Consider the following 21,142-nt stretch of genomic DNA (forward strand, 5'->3'; position numbering starts at 1 on the left):
TGTCGTGTCGATGTCCGCCCGTTACTTTGTCTGGTGAGCGCACAGTGGGTTTTGAAGGAGCGTAGCGAGAACGGTCTATAACTTCTAATATTGTTTTTTGATCTCCGACATCATTTACACTGATATCAGTGTTACCCCTGATGACGTTGGGCCGCGCCAATGAGTATCAATAGCGGCGACCATCTCTAACCGTACTGTGACGGGCATCTGGTGGTTGAGCGACGTGGCCGGTGTCTGCGAAATAACGCGCCGCGACCGCACTGGAATTGATAACGGTGCAAGCTGACATCAAAAGCAATGACAGTGCCGAACCCTGATCGAGCACACTCATGGACCTGAGGCAGATTCAATATTTCATCGCGCTGTTCGAAGACGGCTCGGTCACGCGCGCCGCCAAGCGTCTGAATATCGTGCAACCCGCGCTCAGCATGCAGATCGCGAAGCTCGAGGAAGAACTGCATCAGCAACTGTTCGAGCGCGGTTCGCACGGGATGACGCCGACCGCCGCCGGGCGGCTCATGTACCGGCTCTTCCTGCCGATCATGCGCGACCTTGCGCACGCGCGGCAGCAGCTGATCCAGCGCGACGAGATCATCACCGGGCGTGTGTCGATCGGGTTGATCGCGTCGATCAGCGAAAGCGTGCTGGCCGATTCACTGAGGCGCTATCACGAGAAATATCCGTACGTCGAAGTCACCGTCTCCGACGGCTACAGCGCGACCTTCATTGACTGGGTCGCCGGCGGCCAGCTCGATGCGGCGCTGATCAACAAACCGCGCGGCAAGCTCTCGCTCGATGCGCAAGCGATCCTCGACGAAGAAATGGTACTTGCCGCCAGTGCGGCCCACGGTCCAGACCTGCCACACGCGATCGAACTGGCCAGGCTGCCCGAACTCGAACTGGTGCTGCCGACCAAGCGGCACGGCCTGCGCGGCGTGCTCGATACCGCCGCGCAGCACGAGGACGTGCTGCTGACGCCGCGCTTCGAAATCGATGTGCTCAGCTCCATCGTGCAACTGGTCGGCAATACGCACTTCGCGACCATCCTGCCGCGTATCGTGGTCGAGCGCGCAGTCCGAGCGGGCACGCTGCGCGCCTATCCGATTCTGGCGCCGCGCATCGTGCGTCACATCGTTTGCATCACGCATCCGCGCCGGCCGCTGAGCGCCGCCGCGGACGCGCTAATCTCGATCATCGCCGACGAACTGCGCCAGGTGCTGAACGCCGCGCCGTTCGATGCGACGAAGGACACCCCTACCCCGACCAGGAAAGTTTGATGAATCACAACACTGGATCGCCGGCACCTGGACCGGGACGTCGACGTTACCGAAACCCTCGTGAAGGTTCGGTTCCTCAAGAACTCGATGAGCGTGAAGCCCGATAGACGCACTCCGTTTCTTGCTATCTAGTCCCTTGTGAAGGCTAATTGGGGCCGCTTCGATTGCAGCGCATCGCCGTTAGATATCGGGTTTCTGGCTTTCGCACGCGTGAAAACGCGCGGAGGCAGATGCCGGCTCACCGGGCGCTTTCGTCGTCGCAGGGCATACGAAGCGGATCGCGCTAGCAGTCAACGCGTAATCGCCCGGTTCGCATTGCTTCAGGTTATCTAAGCAAGCGTACGAACCGAGGAAGCAACTGATGACCGCTTTCGCCTGGCGGATTCAACCGGTGGCTGCCTCTCAGTTGCGTCGGTGTCGGCAGTGCGCATCGAACCTTCTGCAGAGACGCGGTTTGGCCCGGCGCCGACTGTTCAGCGGTCGAGCCCTTCGTCGCTCATTCCCATCGTCTGAAGCCATCAAACAGCGTCATGTACACAGCGCCCATTCCATCGAGCTTGCCCCGGGCCTCTTCGTCCGGTGTGCCGTAGACAACAAAGCCAGCCGGCGTTACGAGTGACATGAACCTCTCTGCGAAGCGTCCGAATGTCTGGTCGATGTGCGTCACGACAGCCGCCGAGTCGCGGTAACGCTCAAAAACGTGAACCGCGCTCTGATCGGAACTTACGCTGTACTCGTATGCGAGAGCACCCGCTTCCTTCCCGGTTTCAGCCACGATTTCCACGACCAGCTTCTTAAACTCGTCAAATCGTCCAGGCTTAACGGAAACTGTGAAGATCCAGTAAATTTCTTGATGCATTAAATTCCCTCCTTGCAAAACGATCCGTGCCGGTCTGCGCTAGCGCAAACCAGCGGCGGAATGTTCAGTGAATATGACTGCCGCCATTCACGTCGATCGTGGCACCTGTCACATATCCGGAAAGGTCGGATGCAAGGAAAAGACATGCACCCGCAATCTCGACCGGTTTCCCAGCGCGCTGCAACGGGATACTCGTCTCGATCTCTTTCTGCCTCTCCGCAGACATCCCATCCAGCATGGCCGTCTCGGTCATCGAGGGACACACGACATTTGCACGGATTCCCAAAGGGCCGAACTCGCGTGCGATGGTACGTGTCAGGCTGATCACGCCACCTTTCGACGCTGCGTAGTGCGCACCGCCAACCAGTCCGCCGCCGCGCTGCGCAGCCACAGAAGCCACATTGACGATCGTGCCGCTCTTGCGTTCGGTGAATACTTCAAGTGCGCTCTTGCAGAGATTGAAGGCGCCCTTGAGATTTACATTCATGATCCGATCGTAGTCAGCTTCCTCGATTGTCAGCATCGACTGCGCCTTCACAATCGCCGCGCTGTTCACCAGGCAGTCCACCGTCCCATACCGCGCGACCGCCTCCCGGAACAGTTGTCTGCAATCTGCGCTATCCGCAATATCGCAGCGGATTCCGATTACATCCGCGTTACGCCCGACCTTGCTCTCAATGGAGGCCTTGATGTCGTCAGCGATGGTGTCGTTCATCAAAACATCGACGGCGATGATCTTCGCTCCGTGCGTGGCGAAAAGCTCTGCTGCGGCATAGCCAATACTTCTGAGTGACGCTGCGCCGACGATGACACAAACCTTATCTGGTAAAAGCATGTTTCTGCACTCCAATTATTGCTAATGCCTATCGCACGAGCTATTAACGTTTGATGTCCAGGTGCCGCGTCTCTGGACTGGCAATGATGGCGATAAGCGATGCGCCCACGACAACTGCGCAAAAGGCGGTGATTACCCAGGTCTGTCCGCCCGCATGCTGAAGCAGCCACGCGCAGATGAACGGAGTCGGTCCGCCCATCAGAAGATTCGCGCCGGTATAAGCAGCGGCGGAGCCCGAGTACCGGACGTTGGTGGGAAACGGCTCAGCGAAAAAAGCGGGCTGCACGCCGGACTGGATCTGGAGCGAACCGACAAACGCTGCCATCGCAAAGAAGATGACGTACCAGTTCTTCGTGTCGAGCAGCGTGAAATAGGACAGCGCGATCGCGAGCGTTAGCACCGATGCAACCAGCATGGTTGGCTTGCGGCCAATCCGGTCGCTGACAGCGCCGCCTAAAATCACCGTGCAGATTGCAACAAGATTGGCGCCCATCAGGCAGAGAAACGCGGTCTGACTGGGAAGGGATAGATTCTTGGTGATGTAGCTTAGCGAGAAGACAGTGATCACGTAGAAACATGCGGTGGGGGCACACCAGATCACGAGCAGACGAAAAATGGTCCCAGGATATTGGGCGAATGCCTTTACTAGTGGCACGCGTGCTTCCGCGCCTTTGGCATGTGCCTGCACGAAAGCAGGGGTCTCCGAAACCCGGATTCGAATATAGAGTCCAACAACAACTAGCAAGAAGCTGAATAGGAATGGGACACGCCAACCCCAGGCCAGAAATTGTTCGGCACCGAGCGTGCTCGTCAACGCAAATAACATTGCGCTCGCCAGTGCTGCGCTCAGGGACGAGCCGATATTGATAAATGACCCGTACAGTCCCCGCCGATTCTGCGGGGCATGCTCCATCGTCATCAGTTGGGCACCAGTCGCCTCGCCGCCGAGTGCAAAGCCCTGCAGAAAACGCAGGAGCACCAGACACAAAGGTGCCGCGAAGCCGATCGTGGCGTAAGTCGGAAGACAGCCGATCAGGAACGACGCGGCCCCCATGAGCGACAACGTATAGAGAAGGATGTTCTTACGTCCAATGCGGTCACCCAACATCCCAAAGAACAGTCCGCCCAGAGGGCGCGCGAAGAAGCCGATCCCGAACGTGGCGAATGCCGCGAGGATTCCAATATTAGGATCCATCTGCGAAAAGAATATTTTTGGAAAGACTGTCGCAGCAACCGCGCCGTACGCGGTGAAGTCGATCCACTCCAGCGCTGAGCCGACTGTGCTCGCAACGGTAGCGCGCTTTGCCATCGAGTTCGTTGAACCGACTGGCGCCTCCATGGTTAATGTGTCTCTCATAGGACTGTCTCCTCCTGGATGATTGAATAGCTTATTGCGTATGTGACCGGGCAAATCCCGATCAGAAATACGTGCGTGAAGCCTCGGTCACACCCATCCGGGGAACGACCGGAACCCACTCAAGACGCTGGGAAGCGCTATGCCGATGTTTGTGTCTGAGAGTTGACGCCGCGCGACCTGGCGTCTCTCGCCGCACTCGCGAGGCTGCTTCAGTGCCTTGATTCCTGCAAGACGCGTAGCTCCGGGCTCTGAATTCAGTTTCTGAGACCTTTGCCGCGCGCTGGCAGACGCGAATTAATGCACCGCGTTATCACCGATCCCCGTGTACGTTCGGCTGGTGCACCTCGATAACGTTGCCGTCCGGGTCCTGCAGAAAGACCTGGTGCCAGCCTGCGATAGCCCATCGGCCGTAGTCCGAATAGCGGATCCCCATCTGATCGAGACGTTTCTTGAAACCCTCAATGTCGTCGGTGCGAAAACAGAAGTGGCCGCGCGCCATCGGGTTGACGATCTGCTTCATCTTGAAACCCGTGTCCAGATCGCGTTCGGCCCAGTGGAACTCGATGTCCCCATCGCTCAGGAAGTCGACTTTGCCGTTGTACCCGGTCGTCGTGCTTTCGGCGTTCACGCGTGAGTGCTCTTCATCGTGGAGCGTCCCGAGATCGAAAAGCGTCTGATAGAACCTCGTCAGTCGCGGCAAGCTGTCGGTGCACAGATTCAGGTGGTGGAACTTGAACTTCATGTCGGATCCTCTAGCGGTTCGGAATGGGGGCACTGCATTGGGCAGTGCTGTGATCTGCTCTCAGGACGAACGTCTCAGCCGCGCCGGGGACTTTTGACTTCGGGTTAGCTAGCCGATTAACGGTGTCTAAGGGCTTGATGACAAGGTAGGACGTTTCACTGGTGAAGTCAACCATGCATACGTGAAAACACCTACAAGTATTTTTTCTTTCATTCTTGTCGAGTTCACGACTCAGAAACGGTCCGGAAGAGGATGGCTTGCAAGGCTGGCCTCCCCGCCTCTCCCTTTCTGTCAGCCTTTCTGGCCGATTTTGACCGACGTGGGTGCCGGTGCCGATCCGGCGGATCGGGGCGGCGCGGACGAAGCGTCTATTTCCGTGAAGGCGCAGCCGATAAGAAGGAAATGCAAAAACAAAACGTTAGTTTTATGGATAAAATACGATAACGTAGTGGCGGGAAGGCAGCCAACCGTCGCGCGACGCAGATATCCCGGAACAATCGGCGCGCAGTTCCGTCATTAACTTCGCGCCGCATGCTTGCGCAGCCAGAACGCTGGTGCAAAGGTGCGATAGGGGAATTTGATATGAGAGACGATTTCAATGAGTCCGAGACCGCGGTCGAAGCCAATCCACGAAGCTATTCCGCTCCCGCGCTGGAGAAGGGTCTCGACATCCTTGAAGTGCTTTGCCGCAGTCAAAGCCCGGTGACACAGAAGGATCTGGCGGCTCAGGTAGGTAGAAGCGTCGGCGAGATCTATCGCATGATTCAATGCCTGGTCAGTCGCAACTACATAGCGCAGATTGACGACTGCTACTACATCACGACCAGGCTCTTCGAGCTCTCACACCTGAACCCTCCAACTCACAGGCTATTGCTGGAAGCCACGCCGGTAATGAACAGGCTTGCCAGTGAGCTGGATCAGTCGTGTCATCTGACCGTTTATAACCAGGGAAAGCAGGTTGTCGTCGGGAAAGTAGATACGCCGAGCGGCATGGGCTTCAGCCTGCGAGTCGGCTCGGGTCTTGACGTGTTGATCTCGGTGTCGGGACGCGTGCTTGTCGCCTTTCAGGAACCGGAGATACGGAAGTTGCGAATGGCCGAGTCCCTGGAGCGCCGGCCCGATCAGGACGATCCACAGATTGATGTAGTTCTTGATTTCATCCGCGAGCGAGGGTTCGAGTCTGCACCCAGTTCACAGGTCAGAGGGTTGTACGCCGTGAGCTTTCCCGTGTTCGACTCTCAGGGGCATGCGATTGCGGCGCTGACGATCCCGTACGCCGAGCGGATCGACCAGGCTCAACGAAAATCCATAGCAGCGATTCAGGACGCACTCGCTGAGGCTGCCAAAACGGTTACTGAAAGAATCGGCGGTGTACAACCGGAGCATCGAGAAATGTGCGAGACCGCCGACACCATACGCGGATGACCTAGCCTTCGGCCTTGACTTGGGACGGGCCGCCAATTCGCGCACACAGGAGCCCCGCAGCCTCGCCCAGCGCCTGTTCGATATCGGAGACGGATTTGCGCTGAGCCTGGTCGATCCGCTCAGCGTAGGGAACGGTGAGTGCGGCGACGGCATGATTCTGCGGGTCCAGAACCGGATAACTCACGGCATACAGTCCACGGACCTGGACGCTTGGGGCGGACTCATATCCACGTTCCTTGATGAAATCAAGAACGCCTTCTATCTGCCGGTCGACCTGATCGGGGCGCCGTTTGAGCGATTCTTCGATCCGGAGGCGGCGGATCTCCCGGTCCTGAAATGCGAGGAGCACACGGCCCGAGGCCGACACCAGGACGTCCAGTTCAGAACCGACACGCACACTGAAGCCCATCCCGCTAGGGGTATCGACCTTGGCGATGACGATTTGTCGCCCCTGCCCGTATACCGTCAGGTGACACGCCTGATCAAGCTGGCTCGACAGCTTCTGCATGATTGGGCGTGCTTCAAGGAGCAGCCGGTGTGTCGGCGGGTTGTTGTGCGAGAGCTCGAAAAGCTTGGTAGTGATGCAATAACTATCGTCAACCTGAGTGACGTAGTTGCGATTGACCAGAACCGTGATCATCCGGTAGATCTCGCCGACGCTACGCCCAAGCTGCTGCGCAATCTCTCTCTGTGAAAGAGGTGCTTCCGTGTGGCAAAGCATCTCGAGAATATCGAGACCTTTCTCGAGCGCCGGCGCGGAATAGCTGCGGCCTTCCGCCTCCGCAGCTTTTACAGTATCAGTCACTTCATCCTTCATAGCGGCCCTTCGGTGAACCAAGGCAAGAATCGGGTCACTTTACTGGATCGGCTGGCTCACTTCAATCAAGTCCCCAATCTTCAGCCGCGCTAACCCAATGCAGTGTCTGGTTGAGTGTGCGCCCGGCTCGGCAAGGAAATCCTCTTTCAATCATGCACATTTCCGCTCCGCCCGCCGCCGTTCTGCCGTTAGTCAACGGCGTGAACACGCCCGGCTCACACTGCGTCCGCGTCCTGGCAATCCGCATGACAGGACCGCGCGGGTGGCCGGCATCCCAATAACTCGACCCTTCAACGATTCTCTCAATAATTCATACATGGATTAATATTTTTATAGGCGCAACAAAAGGTAGCGTTAACCATGATTTAAGTGCGCTGACGTCCCTCATACAATCACCCATGAAATATATGTTGTACCAATGCAAATCGATGTGCGGAGGGATTGGCGGATCAGTGCCCGCAGCGACCTTCCGGTCAACAGGAGTGGACACATGTTTGATGACGGCCAGTATCAGCCGATTGTGCGCAGCGAAGTCTGCTCTCTTTCCGCGGCGCGGCGCGTCGCCGCGATGCTGGACCTGCCGACCGAGTCGATCACAGAAGGCGACGCGCTGCCGAAAGGCTGGCACTTTTTGCTGATGGGCGCCGACACGCGCCGGTCGGGACTTCGGGCAGACGGTTTCCCCGGCCTGGGCGTACCAATGCCCGATCTCGGCTTCACGCGCCTGTTACTCGGCGGCCGGAGCGCGGAGTACCACATGGACATCCCCGTCGGAGCGAAGGTGTTTCGGACCAGCGGGATCACAAGTTTGACGCAAAAAAGCAATGCGTCCGGACCGATGGCCGTCGTCACCATCGGGCATGAGATTCGAGTCGACGGAGCCCCTGACGCCGCCGTTACTGAGACGCAGACCTACATCCTGCTGCCGGGAGAGTCTCGCTTCAATGAGTCAGTTCAGCCTTTACAGGCCGTCACAGCGGCAAGGACGCAGGTTGTTGTGCCTGACGAAACCCTGCTCTTCCAGTACTCGGCGTTGGGATTCAACTCGCACAAGATTCACGTCGACAGGTCCTATGCGCGCGAAGTCGAGGGCTTCCCTGACCTGGTAGTCAACGGTGGCCTGACGACACTTCTGCTTACCGAATTTGCGCGCCGGGAGCTTGAACTGGATCTGCGAAGTTTCAGCATGAAAAACGTCGCACCGCTCTTTTGCGGCCGACAGATCACGCTTGCGGCTGATCATCACGATAAGCGATGGAGCCTGAAGGCATTCGACAACACGGGGAAACTCGCCGCTGAGATGGAGGCAAACGTCAATGAGTTTTGAACCGCTGAAGGGAATTCGCGTGCTTGATCTGACCAGCGTGGTGGTCGGGCCGGTATGCAGTGCGCGGCTCGCACAATATGGTGCCGAGATCATTAAGGTCGAAAGTCCGGACGGCGACCTGATGCGTGGGCTGGGCGGACTCTCGCCGACTGGCGAGCATTCTGGTGCTTACCTGCACCTGAATCGCGGCAAGCGAAATATCTGCTGTGATCTGAAGAAACCCGGCAGCAAGCTGATCATGGAGAAACTGGTCGCCTCTGCCGACGTCGTCATTGCCAACATGCGTCCTCAGGCGCTCAAGCGGCTCGGACTCGATGCGGACAGCATCCGGCAGAACCATCCGGACAAGATCTACTGTCTGATCACGGGATACGGAACCAAAGGGCCGTATGCCGGCCATCCCACTTATGACAGCGTCGTGCAGGCGGCAACAGGCATGACGGGCCTTACGCTTGCTCGCGACGGAGTTCCTTCATATGTGCCGATGTTGATCTGCGATCATGTCGTGGGCGAGATCGCGGCGGGATCGATCCTTGCCGCCATCACGCAGCAAAGGGCGACGGGCAACGGTTCCACGATCGAGGTTCCGATGTTCGAGACGATGTCAGCGTTCGTCCTGCAGGAACATCTTGCGCAGCAGAGTTTCGATCCGCCTGTCGGACCTCCTGGCGACCTCCGGCTCCTCAGTCCGCATAACAAGCCGGTTAAGACCGCAGATGGCTGGATCGCCTTCACGATCAACACCGATCAGCAGGTCCGCGCATTCCTGAAGGCTGTCGGGCGAGAGGAACTCATCGATGACGCGCGCTTTACGACCGTCGCTGGCCGCGCAAAAAACGTCGCGGAGTGGTTTGCAATACGCGGCGCCCCACTGACCGACAAGACGACCAAGGCGTGGCTTGAGATACTCCAGTCCGCCGACATCGCCGTGAAACCCTGCCACACGCTCGAGACGTTGCCGCACGATCCGCACCTTGAAGCGGTCGGGTTGCTCCGCTACGAACAGCATCCTACCGAAGGCAAGACTGTGGCGATCCGGTCGACCATCAGCTTCGACGATGCCTACCCACCGCTTCGCTCGTACTCGCAGCCACGAGGCTGGGAAACCCTCGCTGTTCTGGAAGAGATTGGCTACTCGTCAAGCGAGATAGAGGGCCTGCTCGTGGAAGGCGCAGCCGTCGCAAACGTCGCGCAGCAAAGCTGACGCGGATGAGATGAGAGCGCGCGGAATGATCGGATTTGAGCGGCCGCACAAATTAACGTGACGATGTAAATGAGGGCAATCACGACTGATGTTTTCTTGTGCGACGCGATTCGTACGCCGATCTATTCTCGTGGATGCCATTTCCCGAGCAACCACCATTCCTGAACGAGCGACGACGGTGGTGCCCGTGTTGATGAAGGGTTGCCATCCGTCGGAATAGTGGAAGACTGCTCACGTCACAACCCAGGCGACGACCGTCAACACGGCGAGGCAGGTTAATGGCTTCGATAGCCAGGCGGTCGATCCGGTTTCCGACGACCTGGCTCTCTGTGTCGACAACCCTTCTGCGTGAGCTGGTCCTCGCGTGTCTGCGACACGATCATCCGCTTCTGGGCGACACCATCACGGTAGAGCCTCGCCGACCTCCAATTTATCGCCACAAACATGCGTCGAGATCATGGCTTCTACGACACGATGCTGCGCATCTGGCTTCGCCTTCAATCATGGCTCCTCGTCTGCTATTTATTTCGCTCCTTCGCGCGCGGTATGTCGGGCTGTCCCTTGCTCAGCCATTGCTCGCCTCGCCAACATGCCCAAAGTATGCATCTCCTTTTCAACGTCCGGGGTCCACGGACGGCCATAGTTAAGCCGGATGTGACGGCGAAATTCGCGGCTGCATGAAAAGATTGCACCGGGTGCTATCGCGATTTCATGCGCTTCCGCCATCTCGAACAACTGCACTGCCTCGACTCCTTCTGGAAGTTCCACCCATAGAAAGAATCCCCCCGGCGGCCGGACCACTAATGTCCCCTGGGGGAAGTACCTGAAGACGGCGGCCACCATCCGGGTCTGAAGGGACGCCAGTTCGCGACGCAGTTTGCGTAGAAGCCGGTCGTAGTCCCCATGCTCAAGGTAGTCGGCAATTGCGCATTGCACGGGCACAGACGCCGGGGCCATCGTCAGCCAACGCGCGTGCTCAATTCTCGCGGCATATCGCCCCGCTGCTACCCAACCGAGGCGCAGTCCAGGCGCAAGGCTCTTCGAAAACGAACCGCAGTGCAGCACAAGGCCGTTAGAATCGAAACGCTTCGCCGGATACGCTGGCGTCAAGCCAAAATGCAGTTCGCGGAATACGTCGTCCTCGATGAGCGGCACGCCATGTTCTGCCAGCAGCCTCACGAGCGCCTCCTTCCGTTCATCGGAGAGCGTCGCGCCGGTAGGCTGGTGCAGGGTCGTCATAAACCAGCAAGCCCGTACCGGATGGTGCCGCAACGCCTCCGCTAATGCGCCGAGGTCGAGTCCACGATGTGGATCGACAGGGATTTCCACGGCCTTCAGATGCAGGCGCTGAACCGCATCTTGCACAGCATGGAAAGCGGGCCGTTCTATTGCGATGGTGTCGCCAGGCTGCGTCAGAACCTGCAGACACAGTATCAGTGCATCGAGCGCGCCGCTCGTCACGACAACCTCATCGATTGGAACGGGAACGCCTGTCACGATGTAGCGCAGAGCGATCTGGCGACGCAGATCTGCTTCCGCCTTTCCCGCTGACAAGGCATTCCGCGAACATGCCATCTTCCGGGTCGCCGCAGTCAACGAGCGCGAGATCACGCCAAACGGAAACAGCTGGGCACTTGGCTCCGAAGCGCCAAGCCCCGGATGGGCGCATCGCCGTTGAGCCTTCATGAAGCGGATAACCAGGCTGTCGCCATCAGCCTCGTCAATACTGCGCTTTGAAAAGATCGTTAGTGATTTCGTTAGCGCAGGCCGACTTGCGACGAAATAACCCGACCGAGGTCTTGCTACGATCAGGCCGCGTCGTTCGAGCGTGTAGTAAGCCTGGAAAACCGTTGAAGGGCTGACGCGGTACGAACCGCTCGCCTGGCGCACCGACGGCAGCCGCACGCCGGGCTCAAGCGTACCGCTCGCAATCAGGTTTTCGAACTCTGCCGCCAGCTGGAGATAGCGCTTCATTATTATGTCATGCTAATTAACTAAGGTTGACTCGGGTCGCTCCGGTTGCGGGCGGAATGCCTCATTAGAAATTTCGGACCCGCCAGCCGAGCACGGTTGCAGCTCCGGCTGGCTTTGAGGACGGGGCGTTGGCAGCCTGGAGAAATGCCTTCAGCCGGCTGGCGCCGAGTGCACGGCTGTAGAAGAAGCCTTGACCGAATTCGGCCCGGCCTGCCCGCGCGATCTTGTGATGCGCCGCGTTCTCAATGCCTTCGACCACGACCACGGCGCCCATCTCATGGCCCATGCGCGTCAACGCACTGATCTGCCTGGAGCGATCATCGGGATCCATTCCCAGCACTTCCCTGTCAATCTTCACCATCTCGAAGGTCATGTCTGCCGGCAGTTCAAGTCCGACGTCAGTGGGACGCACGCCCGACAGGGCAAAACGCATTCCTATATCACGTGCCCGCGCCATCATCGGGATGAGACGCTTTCTGAACTTCCTCGCGCTGCCTGCCTCGATCTTCAGTATCAGCGGTGGAAGACCGAGGGAGCCAATGTCACCCAGGTCCCTGATGAACGCGGAACTTACCAGGTAAGAAGCGGGAGCGGTAACGCCCAGGTACAGCGATTTCGGAGCACCGATTTCCCGCAGCTCCTGAGCGGCACGTGACATGACGAATCGCGTCATTGGTCCGATCAGACTGCTTCTCTCAATGAACTCCATGTAGTGGGCCGGCCCTAGCGCACCATATTTCTCGTTGTCCCATCGCAGTAATGCTTCGACGCCGACACACCTGGCCCGCCGCACGCCAACGACAGGTTGATACTCAACATGGAACCGGCCACGGCGCAGCCCTGCACGCGCTGCGCGCAACAGGGACGTGTCGTAACGAAACCACCTTTTGAGGGCCCAACCGACAACAACCACCAAGCCCCCCACCAGGATCGGCCACAGCATAAATCCCAATATGGTCCATACTGAGGTACGCGGCGTAGCAGTGCTCGCCGAAGACTGCACCGAGATGAGTGTCTCGGTGCCGATCGAAGGCGAGGCCGCTCGCGTTTCACAACCCCTACCCAGTGAGCAATCCTGGGTCGACATCGCCGGTGGTTCCGGCGACTGATCCGCGCGGTCGACCCGCGACGCGGTACCGGCCACTACGTCAGAGGCCAGACTGCCGCCTGGTTGTGCCGCCGCGTGGTCCCTGATTTGCCACCGCAGTTCCCTGAGCAGCGTCCCCACGTTCGGCCCCGAACTGGCCGTCTCAACAGCGGTGCCGGTGGCATCGGCATGCATGTCGTCCAGCGAATCGCAAGTATTAGTCACTACGGACATCGGACCAGCGACCGGTCCGGCAAGGGCGGCGGGAATAACGGGCAACTGCGCAATGGACGCGCAGGCCGAGCCGAAGCGAATCGGGGGCGCTGGTGGCCCGGTAAGCCAGGCCGTCAATTGCTGCCAGACGTTGCGTTCAAACGTAAGACTGCGACTGGAACCGGTGTCGGCCGGGCCGGCAAGAGCGAGCGAGCTGCCTGCGCAAGTGACCAGCAGGACTGCCATACCTCGTCTCCAGCCCCGACGGAGCGCGATGAACGCGCTGCATCTGATGGTTGATACCAGGAACCGAAATGCCATTGATTTATCGTTAAAAAAATTCGGCTTACAAGTCGCTGTCGATTGGGCCGCCACGCGCAGGCGAAACATCGAAAGAGGTGGAAACTGTCTGGGCCGCACTTTGCCAGCGTGTGCGCGTTCGCAATAGAAGCAGATTGCAAAAGAAAGGCCGTATCAGATTGATAAATGGCTTTTTTCTAACGCTAAGTGTGTGCTACCGGGACGGGTCCGACGCGCGCAACGGTGTTATCTGTGAGGAGTACGAGTTGAAACAGTACGAGCGGCTGGCCGACCAGCTCAGTGAGCTGATCAAGCGCGGTGATCTGCCACCCGGCGCGCGTATCCCTTCGGTTCGCGCGGCGTGCAAGGCTTGGGGCGTGAGCCCCGCGACGGTATTTCGTGCCTACTACCTGCTAGAAAATCGGGGCATGATCAAAGCGCGCCCGCGTTCAGGCTATTTCGTGTCGCCGACTGCTGGAGAATTATCGCGGCAAAGGCCCCAGACCTCAGCGGGTACCGACCCGAAGACCGTCAATATCAGCGACCTTGTCTTTGAGGTCCTCAAGACGATCAGGCAGCCCGAGACTGTCCCACTTGGTTCGGCGTTCCTGAGCCCTGCGCTGTTTCCGATGGCGCGCGTCGGAAAGTCGTGCGCGACTGTCAATCGTTCAACGGACCTGGCCAGCATGGTTGACGGACTGCCGCCGGGGTACGAAGGATTGCGTCAGCAGATTTCGTTGCGTTACCTGATGGCAGGGATGATGGTGCCCGTCGACGAGATAATCATCACGAGCGGTGCACTCGAAGCCCTGACGCTAAGCGCGCAGTTGCTCGCCGCTCCAGGCGATGTGATCGTGATCGAAAAGCCGACGTTCTATGCAGCGCTGCAGGCTATCGAGCGTCTGAGGCTGAACGTAGTGGAGATTCCGGTTGACCCGGTGGAGGGTCATGATCTGGATGCACTCGCGCGGGCGCTGCAGCAACATTCGGTTCGCGCCTGCTGGTTCATGACCTCGTTCCACAATCCAACCGGGGTGACGCTGGACGATTCCAGGAAGCAGGCACTGGTTGATCTGCTCGCCAGACACAACGTGCCGCTCATCGAGGATGACGTCTACAACGAATTGCATTTTGGCCCGGACCCGGTGCGTCCGGCCAAATACTTCGACCGGAAAGGTCTTGTCATCCATTGTGGATCGTTCGCGAAGTGCCTTGCGCCCGGATATCGTATCGGCTGGGCGGCAGCCGGAAGGTTCGCGGACAGGCTGGAACACGCGAAATGGATGACCACGCTGTCGGCCAGCATGCCAGCGCAGCGCGCAATCGCGGACTATCTGGAGCACGGCGGCTATGAACGTTTCCTGCACAAACTACGGCGCGAGTTGGCCCTTCAGCAATCGCAGATGCTCGACGCGATTGGCCGGTACTTCCCGGCGAATACAATGGCGACGAGGTCTGACGGCGGTTATTTCACATGGGTGCAGCTACCGGATCACGTCGACTCGATACACCTCTTCCAGGCTGCGCTCAACAGTGGCATCAGCATCGCGCCCGGACCTATCTTCTCTGCGGATGGCGCCTTTCGACACCATGTGCGTCTGAACTATGGATACCCGTGGTCGGCGCGGCTCGATAAAGCGGTCGCGACACTAGGCGCCCTGTGCGCGGATGAATCGCGTTGCGGCGCAACGCTGGCCGGGCCGGTTCAGCCGGCATGACACGGGCGTCGATCTCAACAGCGCATCCCCGCCGGTGAATCGCAAAGCTCGTGTACGACAATACGCGCCTTGCCTGCGACTTTCGCACGATACATTGCGGCATCCGCGGCGCGTAACAGGGCTTCGCCACTCAATGACGCTGCCTGGTCGCGCGGTAGCATGCCGATACTCGCCGATAACTGGACGACCTTCGCTCCGAACGTGATGGGCTGGCTCAGTGCCAGCAGGATTGCATGTCCAATTCTCTCCAGTGCAGCACGATCGATTGCAGGGCCGGTCAGCAGCACCGTGAACTCATCCCCGGCATGCCGCGCAACCAGATCCCCGCCACGCACGCAGCGGCTGATCCGGCGCGCGGCTTCAACCAGTACTTCGTCGCCGCACTGATGCCCGTATGTATCGTTGACAGCCTTGAAGCCGTCCAGGTCGATAAACATGATTGCAGCCACACCGTCGCCGCCTGCTGCGCATGCCTCATCCAGCCTCTCGAGGAACGAGCGTCTGTTCGGCAGGCCGGTCAGCGCGTCGTGAAACGCCTGATGCCGCAGGCGATCGAGCAACGCCGTTCGCTCCGTCACGTCGTGCACCAGCAGGTAGTACCCGTTAGCAGACTGATCGTGCACGCAACGCGGCACCAGCACACCACGCAGGACACGTTGGGTCCCATTTAGCGTCGCTCCGACCTCGTACTCGACCCTTTCGCCGTTAAGCACGCGTTGGACGTACGGCTCGATGGCGGCAAAATAGTCGGCGTCGAGAACCTCATGGGTGAGCTGTCCCAGGATCTCCTCCGGCTCCAACCCCATCCACTCGCGATAGGTCGAGTTGGCGAACCGAAACCGTCGCTCACCGTCGACGTAAGCGATCAGCACCGGCAGATTGTCAGCGATGGCGCGCAAATCTACGCGCGTGGCTCCCAATTGTCGCTCGGCGTTCGTCAGCTGCTCATGCGCCCTGCGCAGAACTTCCGAGGCCTCATGGGCTCCCCGATGCAACGCAGCCTCCCGCGCATCACGGGCGGTTTTTTCCCATTGCTCCGTCTGGGTATCGTGAATGACAAACAGCCAGCCTCCGTCGCGGGTCGACCCCGCCTGCTTCAATGCCACCTGCACTCGCGCTGGCTTACTCTGCTTGTTGCGCAAGCGGAACGTTACGTCCAGCGTCAGGACCTCGACCCCTCGGCCACGATTGAGTGCCTGCACGGCCTGTTCAAGCCTGGTCCGGTCGTTCGCATCCAGCAGATCGAGTATGTTCGTTTTCGTCAGCGGAGCGCGCGAGTGCGCGAAGAATTTCACGCAGGCATCATTCATGTGCCGCCATTCCCAGTCCCTGCCGATATGCGCGATAGCGACCGGAGTCCGATGGAACGTCTCGAAGTAAAGCGCATGCTGGGCCTGAAGCCGGTCGATCGCCTGAAGCACTTGCAAACGATCAGAGCTGTCCAGCTTGCGCAGGCCAACTTCGTACGCGATCATTTTCCCCAGGTCTACCAGCATCTGACGCTGTTGGCGCGTGAAGCGCCGCGGCATCGAGTGCATCACGCATAGCATACCGATGGGTTTGCCGCACGGTAGACGCAGCGCAATGCCTGCGAAAAAGCGGATCCCCAATTCGCTGGTTGCCAGCGGCCCCTGCGCAAGATTCGGATCAGACCACGCATCCCTGACGACGAACGGTTCCTCGCATTGGAGCGTCCAGTAATAGCAGGTCTCCAGCTGGAATACGACGTCCCGTTCGCACCCGCTAACGCCTATGACTTCTGGCTGGCCCAGATTGTCGAGACATATGACGGATATTGGTAAATTCAGCGCGCGCGCGGTGATCCTGGTCACGCGCTCAAAGTACTGATCGTGTTCGCCTTCTGACGGTAGAGTAGCGCTGGCTAGTTGTCGTTGTTGCTGCTGCTGCTGCTGCTGCTGCTGCTGCTGCTGCTGCTGCTGCTGCTGCTGCTGCTGCGCATCCATGATGCATTCGTCTTTCACGCTCCATGCTCCGTTCCGGTCACATCGTGTAATGCGTTTGTCGACGTCCTAGCCGACGCAAACGCACGAAGCTGATCGATTGCCATCGGCTTCCCATACCAGTATCCCTGCGCGAGGTCGATTCCCGAGCGCTGGACCAAGTCGTGTTCTGCAGCGCTCTCAACGCCTTCCACGACAACTTTCGCACCAAGTGCGTGGGCCAACGCCGCTACCGACTTCAGAAACTGGATGCGCGCTTCGCCGCGCATGGCTAGAAATCGCCGGTCGACTTTCACCTGATCAAACCGGAAATCGCAGAGTAAGTCCAGATTGCTGAAGCCGGTGCCGAAATCGTCGAGTGACAGACGTACGTCGCGTTGCCTCAAGTGGCTAAGCGCCGCGATAACCCGCGGTGTGCGCTCGACGCAGTTGCGCTCGGTGAGTTCCAGAACGAGGCGATCTAACATTGGACCGGCGGACGCACAGATATCCTCGACAAAGCATTCCTCCATCAGATGCCGCGCGCAGATATTTACCGATATATGCCAGTGCTGAGCGAACGGCAGCTGGGTCAGTGCGTTATTCGCCTCGCGCAGCACGAAACAGGTCAACGCGCCGAGCAGACGCGTGCCTTCGAGTTCTCCAATGAACAGCCCCGGGCCCCCGGCTCCGAACTTTGGATGGCCCCACCGGAGCAGGGCTTCCACGCCCACGCAGTGTCGCGTGCGCGTGTCCACAATGGGCTGATAGACGACATGGAACTCCCCGCGGCGAAGACCGATGCGCGCGGCGCGCCGCAATCTTGCTTGTGGGCGGACCCGGTAACCAACGTACACAACCGCGCCGCAAGCCGATAGTGCGATAACCAGCACAACGGCGTCGCGAGATGCGATCAGGCTGGCCGCGAGCAAACCAGCCAGGCTCGACGCAACGGCGACAGTCACCACCGCGTCAAGATGCCCGTCGAATACAGGTCGCAGCCGGCGTATTCGTGCTGTGTAGCGTTGGAAAACCCGCATGAAGTTGCTTTCGCACCGTTATCTGGGTTGCGTACTATGACCTGACTGCGTTTCGAAAACGAGTGGCAGTTACGTGTCAAAACATGCGTATCAGATCCGCGGTCACACGCGGGGTAAGTCGGCGCGGCAATTTGCTGAGGCAGGCTTGTCTCTTTACTCGGCGGCACACGCGCTCGCCTTAACCGTTAAGGCGTTTTGCAAGGCACGGCGTATGAATGATCCCGGCGACTTTGCGCCAGGCGTCCCTTCGCCGGACCGGAAGCGGTGCTCGAGTACCGCTCACGCTATACCCACAGCGTCGCGATCGCCGACCAGCGCCTGGTCGAATTCGATGAGCGCGGCGAAACCTTCCGCTCAAAGGACTACCGCAAGAAGGGACCCACCCGCTACCGGGCGCGCGAAACGGAATGCCCGCGCCACGCAATTTTTCCGGCACCAAGCGGGCCTTGCGAGCGGTAGCACCGATCAACGGATGCTCATCGTGTTTCTCCTTTCAAATGGGCATGCGCGGCGACGGCGCTTTTCATGTGCATCGATCGGGCACCACCGCGCGACGCCGCGTTGCGAGTCCATCGAGCATGAACCTGACTGCGAATCGACGCCGATTTCTGCGCATGCCTGTACGCGGACTTTCTGCGGATGGTGCCCAGATGCGACAGGCAAATGGATTGGCGAACTGCCTTATCCTTTAGCCGAACAGGCACTACACTTCAATCATCTGTAGCGTGATCTCCGCACGAGACTTTCGCGCGACGTGACTCCATGTCGACGTTCGCCACTCATGGAGGGCAAGCCCATGTCGAAGTCCATTCAAACGGCCGAACAGATTAGCGCCGAAACACAACGGCGCGTCGAGCAGCTTGCAGCCGACGTCCCCCACCATCTGCGAGTCCGCGTGCCGCTGCCCGAACGGCATCCGCCCGATGCCTCCGGCCGGAACTGGGACATGCTCGCGCTCAATGAGAGCGGCGCCGACTATCTTCGACAAGTCAGGCGTGTCATCGAGGACATGCGTACCGAGTTCGTTCTGCCGGATTGAGACGAACGTGCGCCGGCCAGTGCGTTCAATAAATCGAGGCGGCGTCGCGGCAGACGTCGGACACCGTATGCAGACACACACGCTTGCCTGGCGAGGGTACGAGATCGCGGTGCAGCCGGAGCAGAACGAATTGGGCGCATGGCGCGCGAAGGTCAGCGTACGCAAGGCTTCGGATACGTTGACCGAGTTTCGTCCCGAGACCGTTCAACCGGAATGGCTAACCGAGGCCGAAGCCGTGCTTGACGGCTTCGAATGGGGCCGCCGCTTCATCCGGCAAAAGATCGAAGCGCCGGCGGATTCCCTTTGACGGTTGACCACACGCATGACTCGAACACACATGGACGAGGCACACATGGTCAAGATCTATGGACACATGCGGTCGGCGGAAGGCTATGCGATCCGCGATTTCCTGCATCGTTGCGACATTCCCTTCGAGTGGGTCGAACTCAGCAGCGATGAAGAGTCGGCGAAGCTGGCACACGTGCGGCACCTTGGCGACTCGCGCCTGCCGGTATGCGAGTTTCACGACGGCACGCGACTCGAATGTCCGACCATCCGGCAGATCACCGAAAAGCTCGGCTGGTTCCGCAACCCGTCACGTTCGGAATACGATCTCGCGATCTATGGCGCCGGGCCGGCCGGTCTGAGCGCCGCCGTCTACGGTGCATCCGAGGGATTGCGCACGGTGCTGGTGGAGCGCTGGGCCGTCGGGGGGCAGGCCGGCAGCACTTCGAAGATCGAGAACTACCTGGGCTTTCCGCACGGTGTCAGCGGTGCGGAACTCGCCGAGCGGGCTCGCGATCAGGCAGTCCGGTTCGGCGCGGAAATCCTGCTGGCCCGTGCTGGCGTGCGCGCGGATTTCTCGACGGGCAACGGTATCGTCTACCTCGAAGACGGTACGCGGATCACGGCACGCACGTCGGTGTGCGCGACAGGTGTCGCGTACCGGCTGCTGGAATTGCCAGACGAAGCGCGCTTCAGCGGCGCGGGTGTGTACTACGGCGCGGGCGCGAGCGAGGCGTCGCTGGTCCGCGGCGAAGACGTACACATCGTGGGCGGCGGCAATTCCGCGGGTCAGGCCGCGATGCATTTTTCCCAGTACTGCAATCACGTCACGATGGTGGTGCGCGACACGTCGCTGAAAAGCACATTGTCGCAGTACCTGATCGACCGTATTTCATCCGCGTCGAACATCGACGTGCTGACCTGCACGACCGTTACCGCATTGCACGGCGACGACGTGCTACGCGAAATCACGCTGACCGATCGCCGCAGCGGCGAAGCGCGACGCCTGAAGACGAACTGGCTCTTCGTTTGCATCGGCGGCCTGCCGAAGACCGATTGGGCCAAAGAGGTAGGCGTGGCTCGCGATGAAGCCGGCTATCTCGTGACGGGCCCTGACCTGCACGACACGGACCGGAAGCTGCAGTGGCCGCTAGATCGCGAGCCGCTGTATCTGGAAACCAGCATGCCCGGCGTGTTCGCCGCCGGCGATGTCCGCCACGGCTCGATCAAACGCGTGGCGGCTGCCGTCGGCGAAGGAGCCACCGCGGTGGCGCTCGTGCACCGCTATCTGAGCGGCGCATGATGTGCTTCATGTGCCTCACATGAGTGAGGCGCCGTCCGCTTTCCCTGTCGCAATCTCATCACCAGGAGCTGACCATGACGCCCACCTGCACGCATCTGGATGGAATCCGCGTATTACAGACCACGAAGCACTATTGCGAGGACTGCGTGAAACTCGGCCAACCCTGGGTGCATCTGCGGCTCTGCATGTCGTGCGGTCATGTAGCTTGTTGCGACTCGTCGCCTAATCGCCATGCGAGCGCGCATTATCATGCGACGGGCCACCCACTGGTGCGTTCCATCGAACCGGGCGAATCGTGGATCTGGTGCTATCGCGACGAGATGATCGCAGGAGAAGTGGCACTGTAAACGGGTACAGCCGGCGGCGTTGATTCCACCGATCGCACCCGTCGTTTCCGAGC

18 protein-coding genes and 1 pseudogene are annotated in these 21,142 nt (G+C 59.5%); 10 read left to right on the top strand and 9 right to left on the bottom strand.

Features of this window, described 5'->3' with window-relative positions; genetic code table 11:
• Positions 1-329 precede the first annotated feature (329 nt).
• Entirely contained in the window at positions 330-1,277 is a 948-nt protein-coding gene (locus P0D84_RS45560; protein ID WP_408350162.1) for a LysR family transcriptional regulator, read from the top strand.
• A 496-nt stretch (positions 1,278-1,773) separates the two neighbouring features.
• Here P0D84_RS45560 and P0D84_RS45565 read toward each other — a convergent pair whose 3' ends face one another.
• The 4 genes from P0D84_RS45565 to P0D84_RS45580 form a co-directional block, all read right to left on the bottom strand.
• Positions 1,774-2,136 (bottom strand): putative quinol monooxygenase, encoded by a 363-nt coding sequence (locus tag P0D84_RS45565; RefSeq protein WP_408350165.1) that lies wholly within the window; start codon positions 2,134-2,136, stop codon positions 1,774-1,776.
• Between the two features lie 64 nt (positions 2,137-2,200).
• Entirely contained in the window at positions 2,201-2,986 is a 786-nt protein-coding gene (locus P0D84_RS45570) for an SDR family NAD(P)-dependent oxidoreductase (RefSeq protein WP_408350168.1), read from the bottom strand.
• A 28-nt stretch (positions 2,987-3,014) separates the two neighbouring features.
• The gene (locus tag P0D84_RS45575; RefSeq protein ID WP_408350171.1) at positions 3,015-4,280 is read right to left on the bottom strand and encodes an MFS transporter; all 1,266 of its coding nucleotides are present in this window, start codon (positions 4,278-4,280) and stop codon (positions 3,015-3,017) included.
• 358 nt (positions 4,281-4,638) lie between these two features.
• Positions 4,639-5,070, bottom strand: a complete 432-nt coding sequence (locus P0D84_RS45580) for a VOC family protein (RefSeq protein ID WP_408350174.1) — start codon at positions 5,068-5,070, stop codon at positions 4,639-4,641.
• 582 nt (positions 5,071-5,652) lie between these two features.
• Between P0D84_RS45580 and P0D84_RS45585 the strand changes: the two genes are divergently transcribed.
• Complete coding sequence (locus P0D84_RS45585) at positions 5,653-6,495, top strand: IclR family transcriptional regulator (protein ID WP_408350177.1); 843 nt, start codon at positions 5,653-5,655, stop codon at positions 6,493-6,495.
• Between the two features lies 1 nt (position 6,496).
• Here the strand turns inward: P0D84_RS45585 and P0D84_RS45590 are convergent, their stop codons facing one another.
• Complete coding sequence (locus P0D84_RS45590; protein ID WP_408350180.1) at positions 6,497-7,312, bottom strand: IclR family transcriptional regulator; 816 nt, start codon at positions 7,310-7,312, stop codon at positions 6,497-6,499.
• Between the two features lie 418 nt (positions 7,313-7,730).
• On the opposite strand from P0D84_RS45590, the gene P0D84_RS45595 reads away from it, so the two are divergent.
• Together P0D84_RS45595 and P0D84_RS45600 are read left to right on the top strand one after the other, a co-directional pair.
• Complete coding sequence (locus tag P0D84_RS45595; RefSeq protein ID WP_408350183.1) at positions 7,731-8,639, top strand: HTD2 family dehydratase; 909 nt, start codon at positions 7,731-7,733, stop codon at positions 8,637-8,639.
• Complete coding sequence (locus tag P0D84_RS45600; protein ID WP_408350186.1) at positions 8,629-9,843, top strand: CaiB/BaiF CoA transferase family protein; 1,215 nt, start codon at positions 8,629-8,631, stop codon at positions 9,841-9,843. The genes P0D84_RS45595 and P0D84_RS45600 overlap by 11 nt, the downstream gene beginning before the upstream one ends.
• Positions 9,844-10,365: 522 nt before the next feature.
• Here the strand turns inward: P0D84_RS45600 and P0D84_RS45605 are convergent.
• Together P0D84_RS45605 and P0D84_RS45610 are read right to left on the bottom strand one after the other, a co-directional pair.
• Entirely contained in the window at positions 10,366-11,817 is a 1,452-nt protein-coding gene (locus tag P0D84_RS45605) for an aminotransferase-like domain-containing protein (protein WP_408350189.1), read from the bottom strand.
• 64 nt (positions 11,818-11,881) lie between these two features.
• On the bottom strand, positions 11,882-13,363 hold the full coding sequence (locus tag P0D84_RS45610) for an EAL domain-containing protein (protein WP_408350192.1): 1,482 nt from the start codon (positions 13,361-13,363) through the stop codon (positions 11,882-11,884).
• Positions 13,364-13,683: 320 nt separating this feature from the next.
• Here P0D84_RS45610 and P0D84_RS45615 point away from each other — a divergent pair, with 320 nt between their 5' ends.
• Positions 13,684-15,135, top strand: a complete 1,452-nt coding sequence (locus tag P0D84_RS45615; RefSeq protein WP_408350195.1) for an aminotransferase-like domain-containing protein — start codon at positions 13,684-13,686, stop codon at positions 15,133-15,135.
• Positions 15,136-15,149: 14 nt separating this feature from the next.
• Here the strand turns inward: P0D84_RS45615 and P0D84_RS45620 are convergent, their stop codons facing one another.
• Together P0D84_RS45620 and P0D84_RS45625 are read right to left on the bottom strand one after the other, a co-directional pair.
• Complete coding sequence (locus tag P0D84_RS45620) at positions 15,150-17,117, bottom strand: sensor domain-containing diguanylate cyclase (RefSeq protein ID WP_408350198.1); 1,968 nt, start codon at positions 17,115-17,117, stop codon at positions 15,150-15,152.
• Positions 17,114-18,040, bottom strand: a complete 927-nt coding sequence (locus P0D84_RS45625) for an EAL domain-containing protein (RefSeq protein ID WP_408350201.1) — start codon at positions 18,038-18,040, stop codon at positions 17,114-17,116. Before P0D84_RS45625 ends, P0D84_RS45620 begins: the two co-directional genes overlap by 4 nt.
• 309 nt (positions 18,041-18,349) lie before the next feature.
• On the opposite strand from P0D84_RS45625, the pseudogene P0D84_RS45630 reads away from it, so the two are divergent.
• The 5 genes and pseudogenes from P0D84_RS45630 to P0D84_RS45650 form a co-directional block, all read left to right on the top strand.
• Positions 18,350-18,508 (top strand): annotated as a pseudogene (locus P0D84_RS45630) (transposase); the annotation flags it as partial.
• Positions 18,509-18,911: 403 nt separating this feature from the next.
• Entirely contained in the window at positions 18,912-19,154 is a 243-nt protein-coding gene (locus P0D84_RS45635; protein ID WP_408350204.1) for a hypothetical protein, read from the top strand.
• 67 nt (positions 19,155-19,221) lie between these two features.
• On the top strand, positions 19,222-19,461 hold the full coding sequence (locus P0D84_RS45640; RefSeq protein WP_408350207.1) for a DUF6566 family protein: 240 nt from the start codon (positions 19,222-19,224) through the stop codon (positions 19,459-19,461).
• Positions 19,462-19,506: 45 nt separating this feature from the next.
• Entirely contained in the window at positions 19,507-20,742 is a 1,236-nt protein-coding gene (locus tag P0D84_RS45645) for an NAD(P)/FAD-dependent oxidoreductase (RefSeq protein ID WP_408350210.1), read from the top strand.
• Positions 20,743-20,816: 74 nt separating this feature from the next.
• Positions 20,817-21,089: a UBP-type zinc finger domain-containing protein gene (locus P0D84_RS45650; RefSeq protein WP_408350213.1), complete on the top strand. Its 273-nt coding sequence runs from the start codon at positions 20,817-20,819 to the stop codon at positions 21,087-21,089.
• The last annotated feature ends 53 nt before the right edge of the window (positions 21,090-21,142 follow it).

This window comes from Paraburkholderia sp. RL17-337-BIB-A (assembly GCF_046025895.1).
GTDB classification, from domain to species: Bacteria; Pseudomonadota; Gammaproteobacteria; order Burkholderiales; family Burkholderiaceae; genus Paraburkholderia; species Paraburkholderia fungorum_C.

Bases quoted from the DNA above. Each gene is read 5' to 3' on its own strand.
- P0D84_RS45565 (WP_408350165.1), bottom strand. From the start codon at position 2,136: ATGCATCAAGAAATTTACTGGATCTTCACAGTTTCCGTTAAGCCTGGA.
- P0D84_RS45580 (WP_408350174.1), bottom strand. From the start codon at position 5,070: ATGAAGTTCAAGTTCCACCACCTGAATCTGTGCACCGACAGCTTGCCG.
- P0D84_RS45635 (WP_408350204.1), top strand. From the start codon at position 18,912: ATGTCGAAGTCCATTCAAACGGCCGAACAGATTAGCGCCGAAACACAA.
- P0D84_RS45590 (WP_408350180.1), bottom strand. From the start codon at position 7,312: ATGAAGGATGAAGTGACTGATACTGTAAAAGCTGCGGAGGCGGAAGGC.
- P0D84_RS45605 (WP_408350189.1), bottom strand. From the start codon at position 11,817: ATGAAGCGCTATCTCCAGCTGGCGGCAGAGTTCGAAAACCTGATTGCG.
- P0D84_RS45650 (WP_408350213.1), top strand. From the start codon at position 20,817: ATGACGCCCACCTGCACGCATCTGGATGGAATCCGCGTATTACAGACC.
- P0D84_RS45600 (WP_408350186.1), top strand. From the start codon at position 8,629: ATGAGTTTTGAACCGCTGAAGGGAATTCGCGTGCTTGATCTGACCAGC.
- P0D84_RS45610 (WP_408350192.1), bottom strand. From the start codon at position 13,363: ATGGCAGTCCTGCTGGTCACTTGCGCAGGCAGCTCGCTCGCTCTTGCC.
- P0D84_RS45645 (WP_408350210.1), top strand. From the start codon at position 19,507: ATGGTCAAGATCTATGGACACATGCGGTCGGCGGAAGGCTATGCGATC.
- P0D84_RS45640 (WP_408350207.1), top strand. From the start codon at position 19,222: ATGCAGACACACACGCTTGCCTGGCGAGGGTACGAGATCGCGGTGCAG.
- P0D84_RS45560 (WP_408350162.1), top strand. From the start codon at position 330: ATGGACCTGAGGCAGATTCAATATTTCATCGCGCTGTTCGAAGACGGC.
- P0D84_RS45595 (WP_408350183.1), top strand. From the start codon at position 7,731: ATGCAAATCGATGTGCGGAGGGATTGGCGGATCAGTGCCCGCAGCGAC.
- P0D84_RS45575 (WP_408350171.1), bottom strand. From the start codon at position 4,280: ATGGCAAAGCGCGCTACCGTTGCGAGCACAGTCGGCTCAGCGCTGGAG.
- P0D84_RS45585 (WP_408350177.1), top strand. From the start codon at position 5,653: ATGAGAGACGATTTCAATGAGTCCGAGACCGCGGTCGAAGCCAATCCA.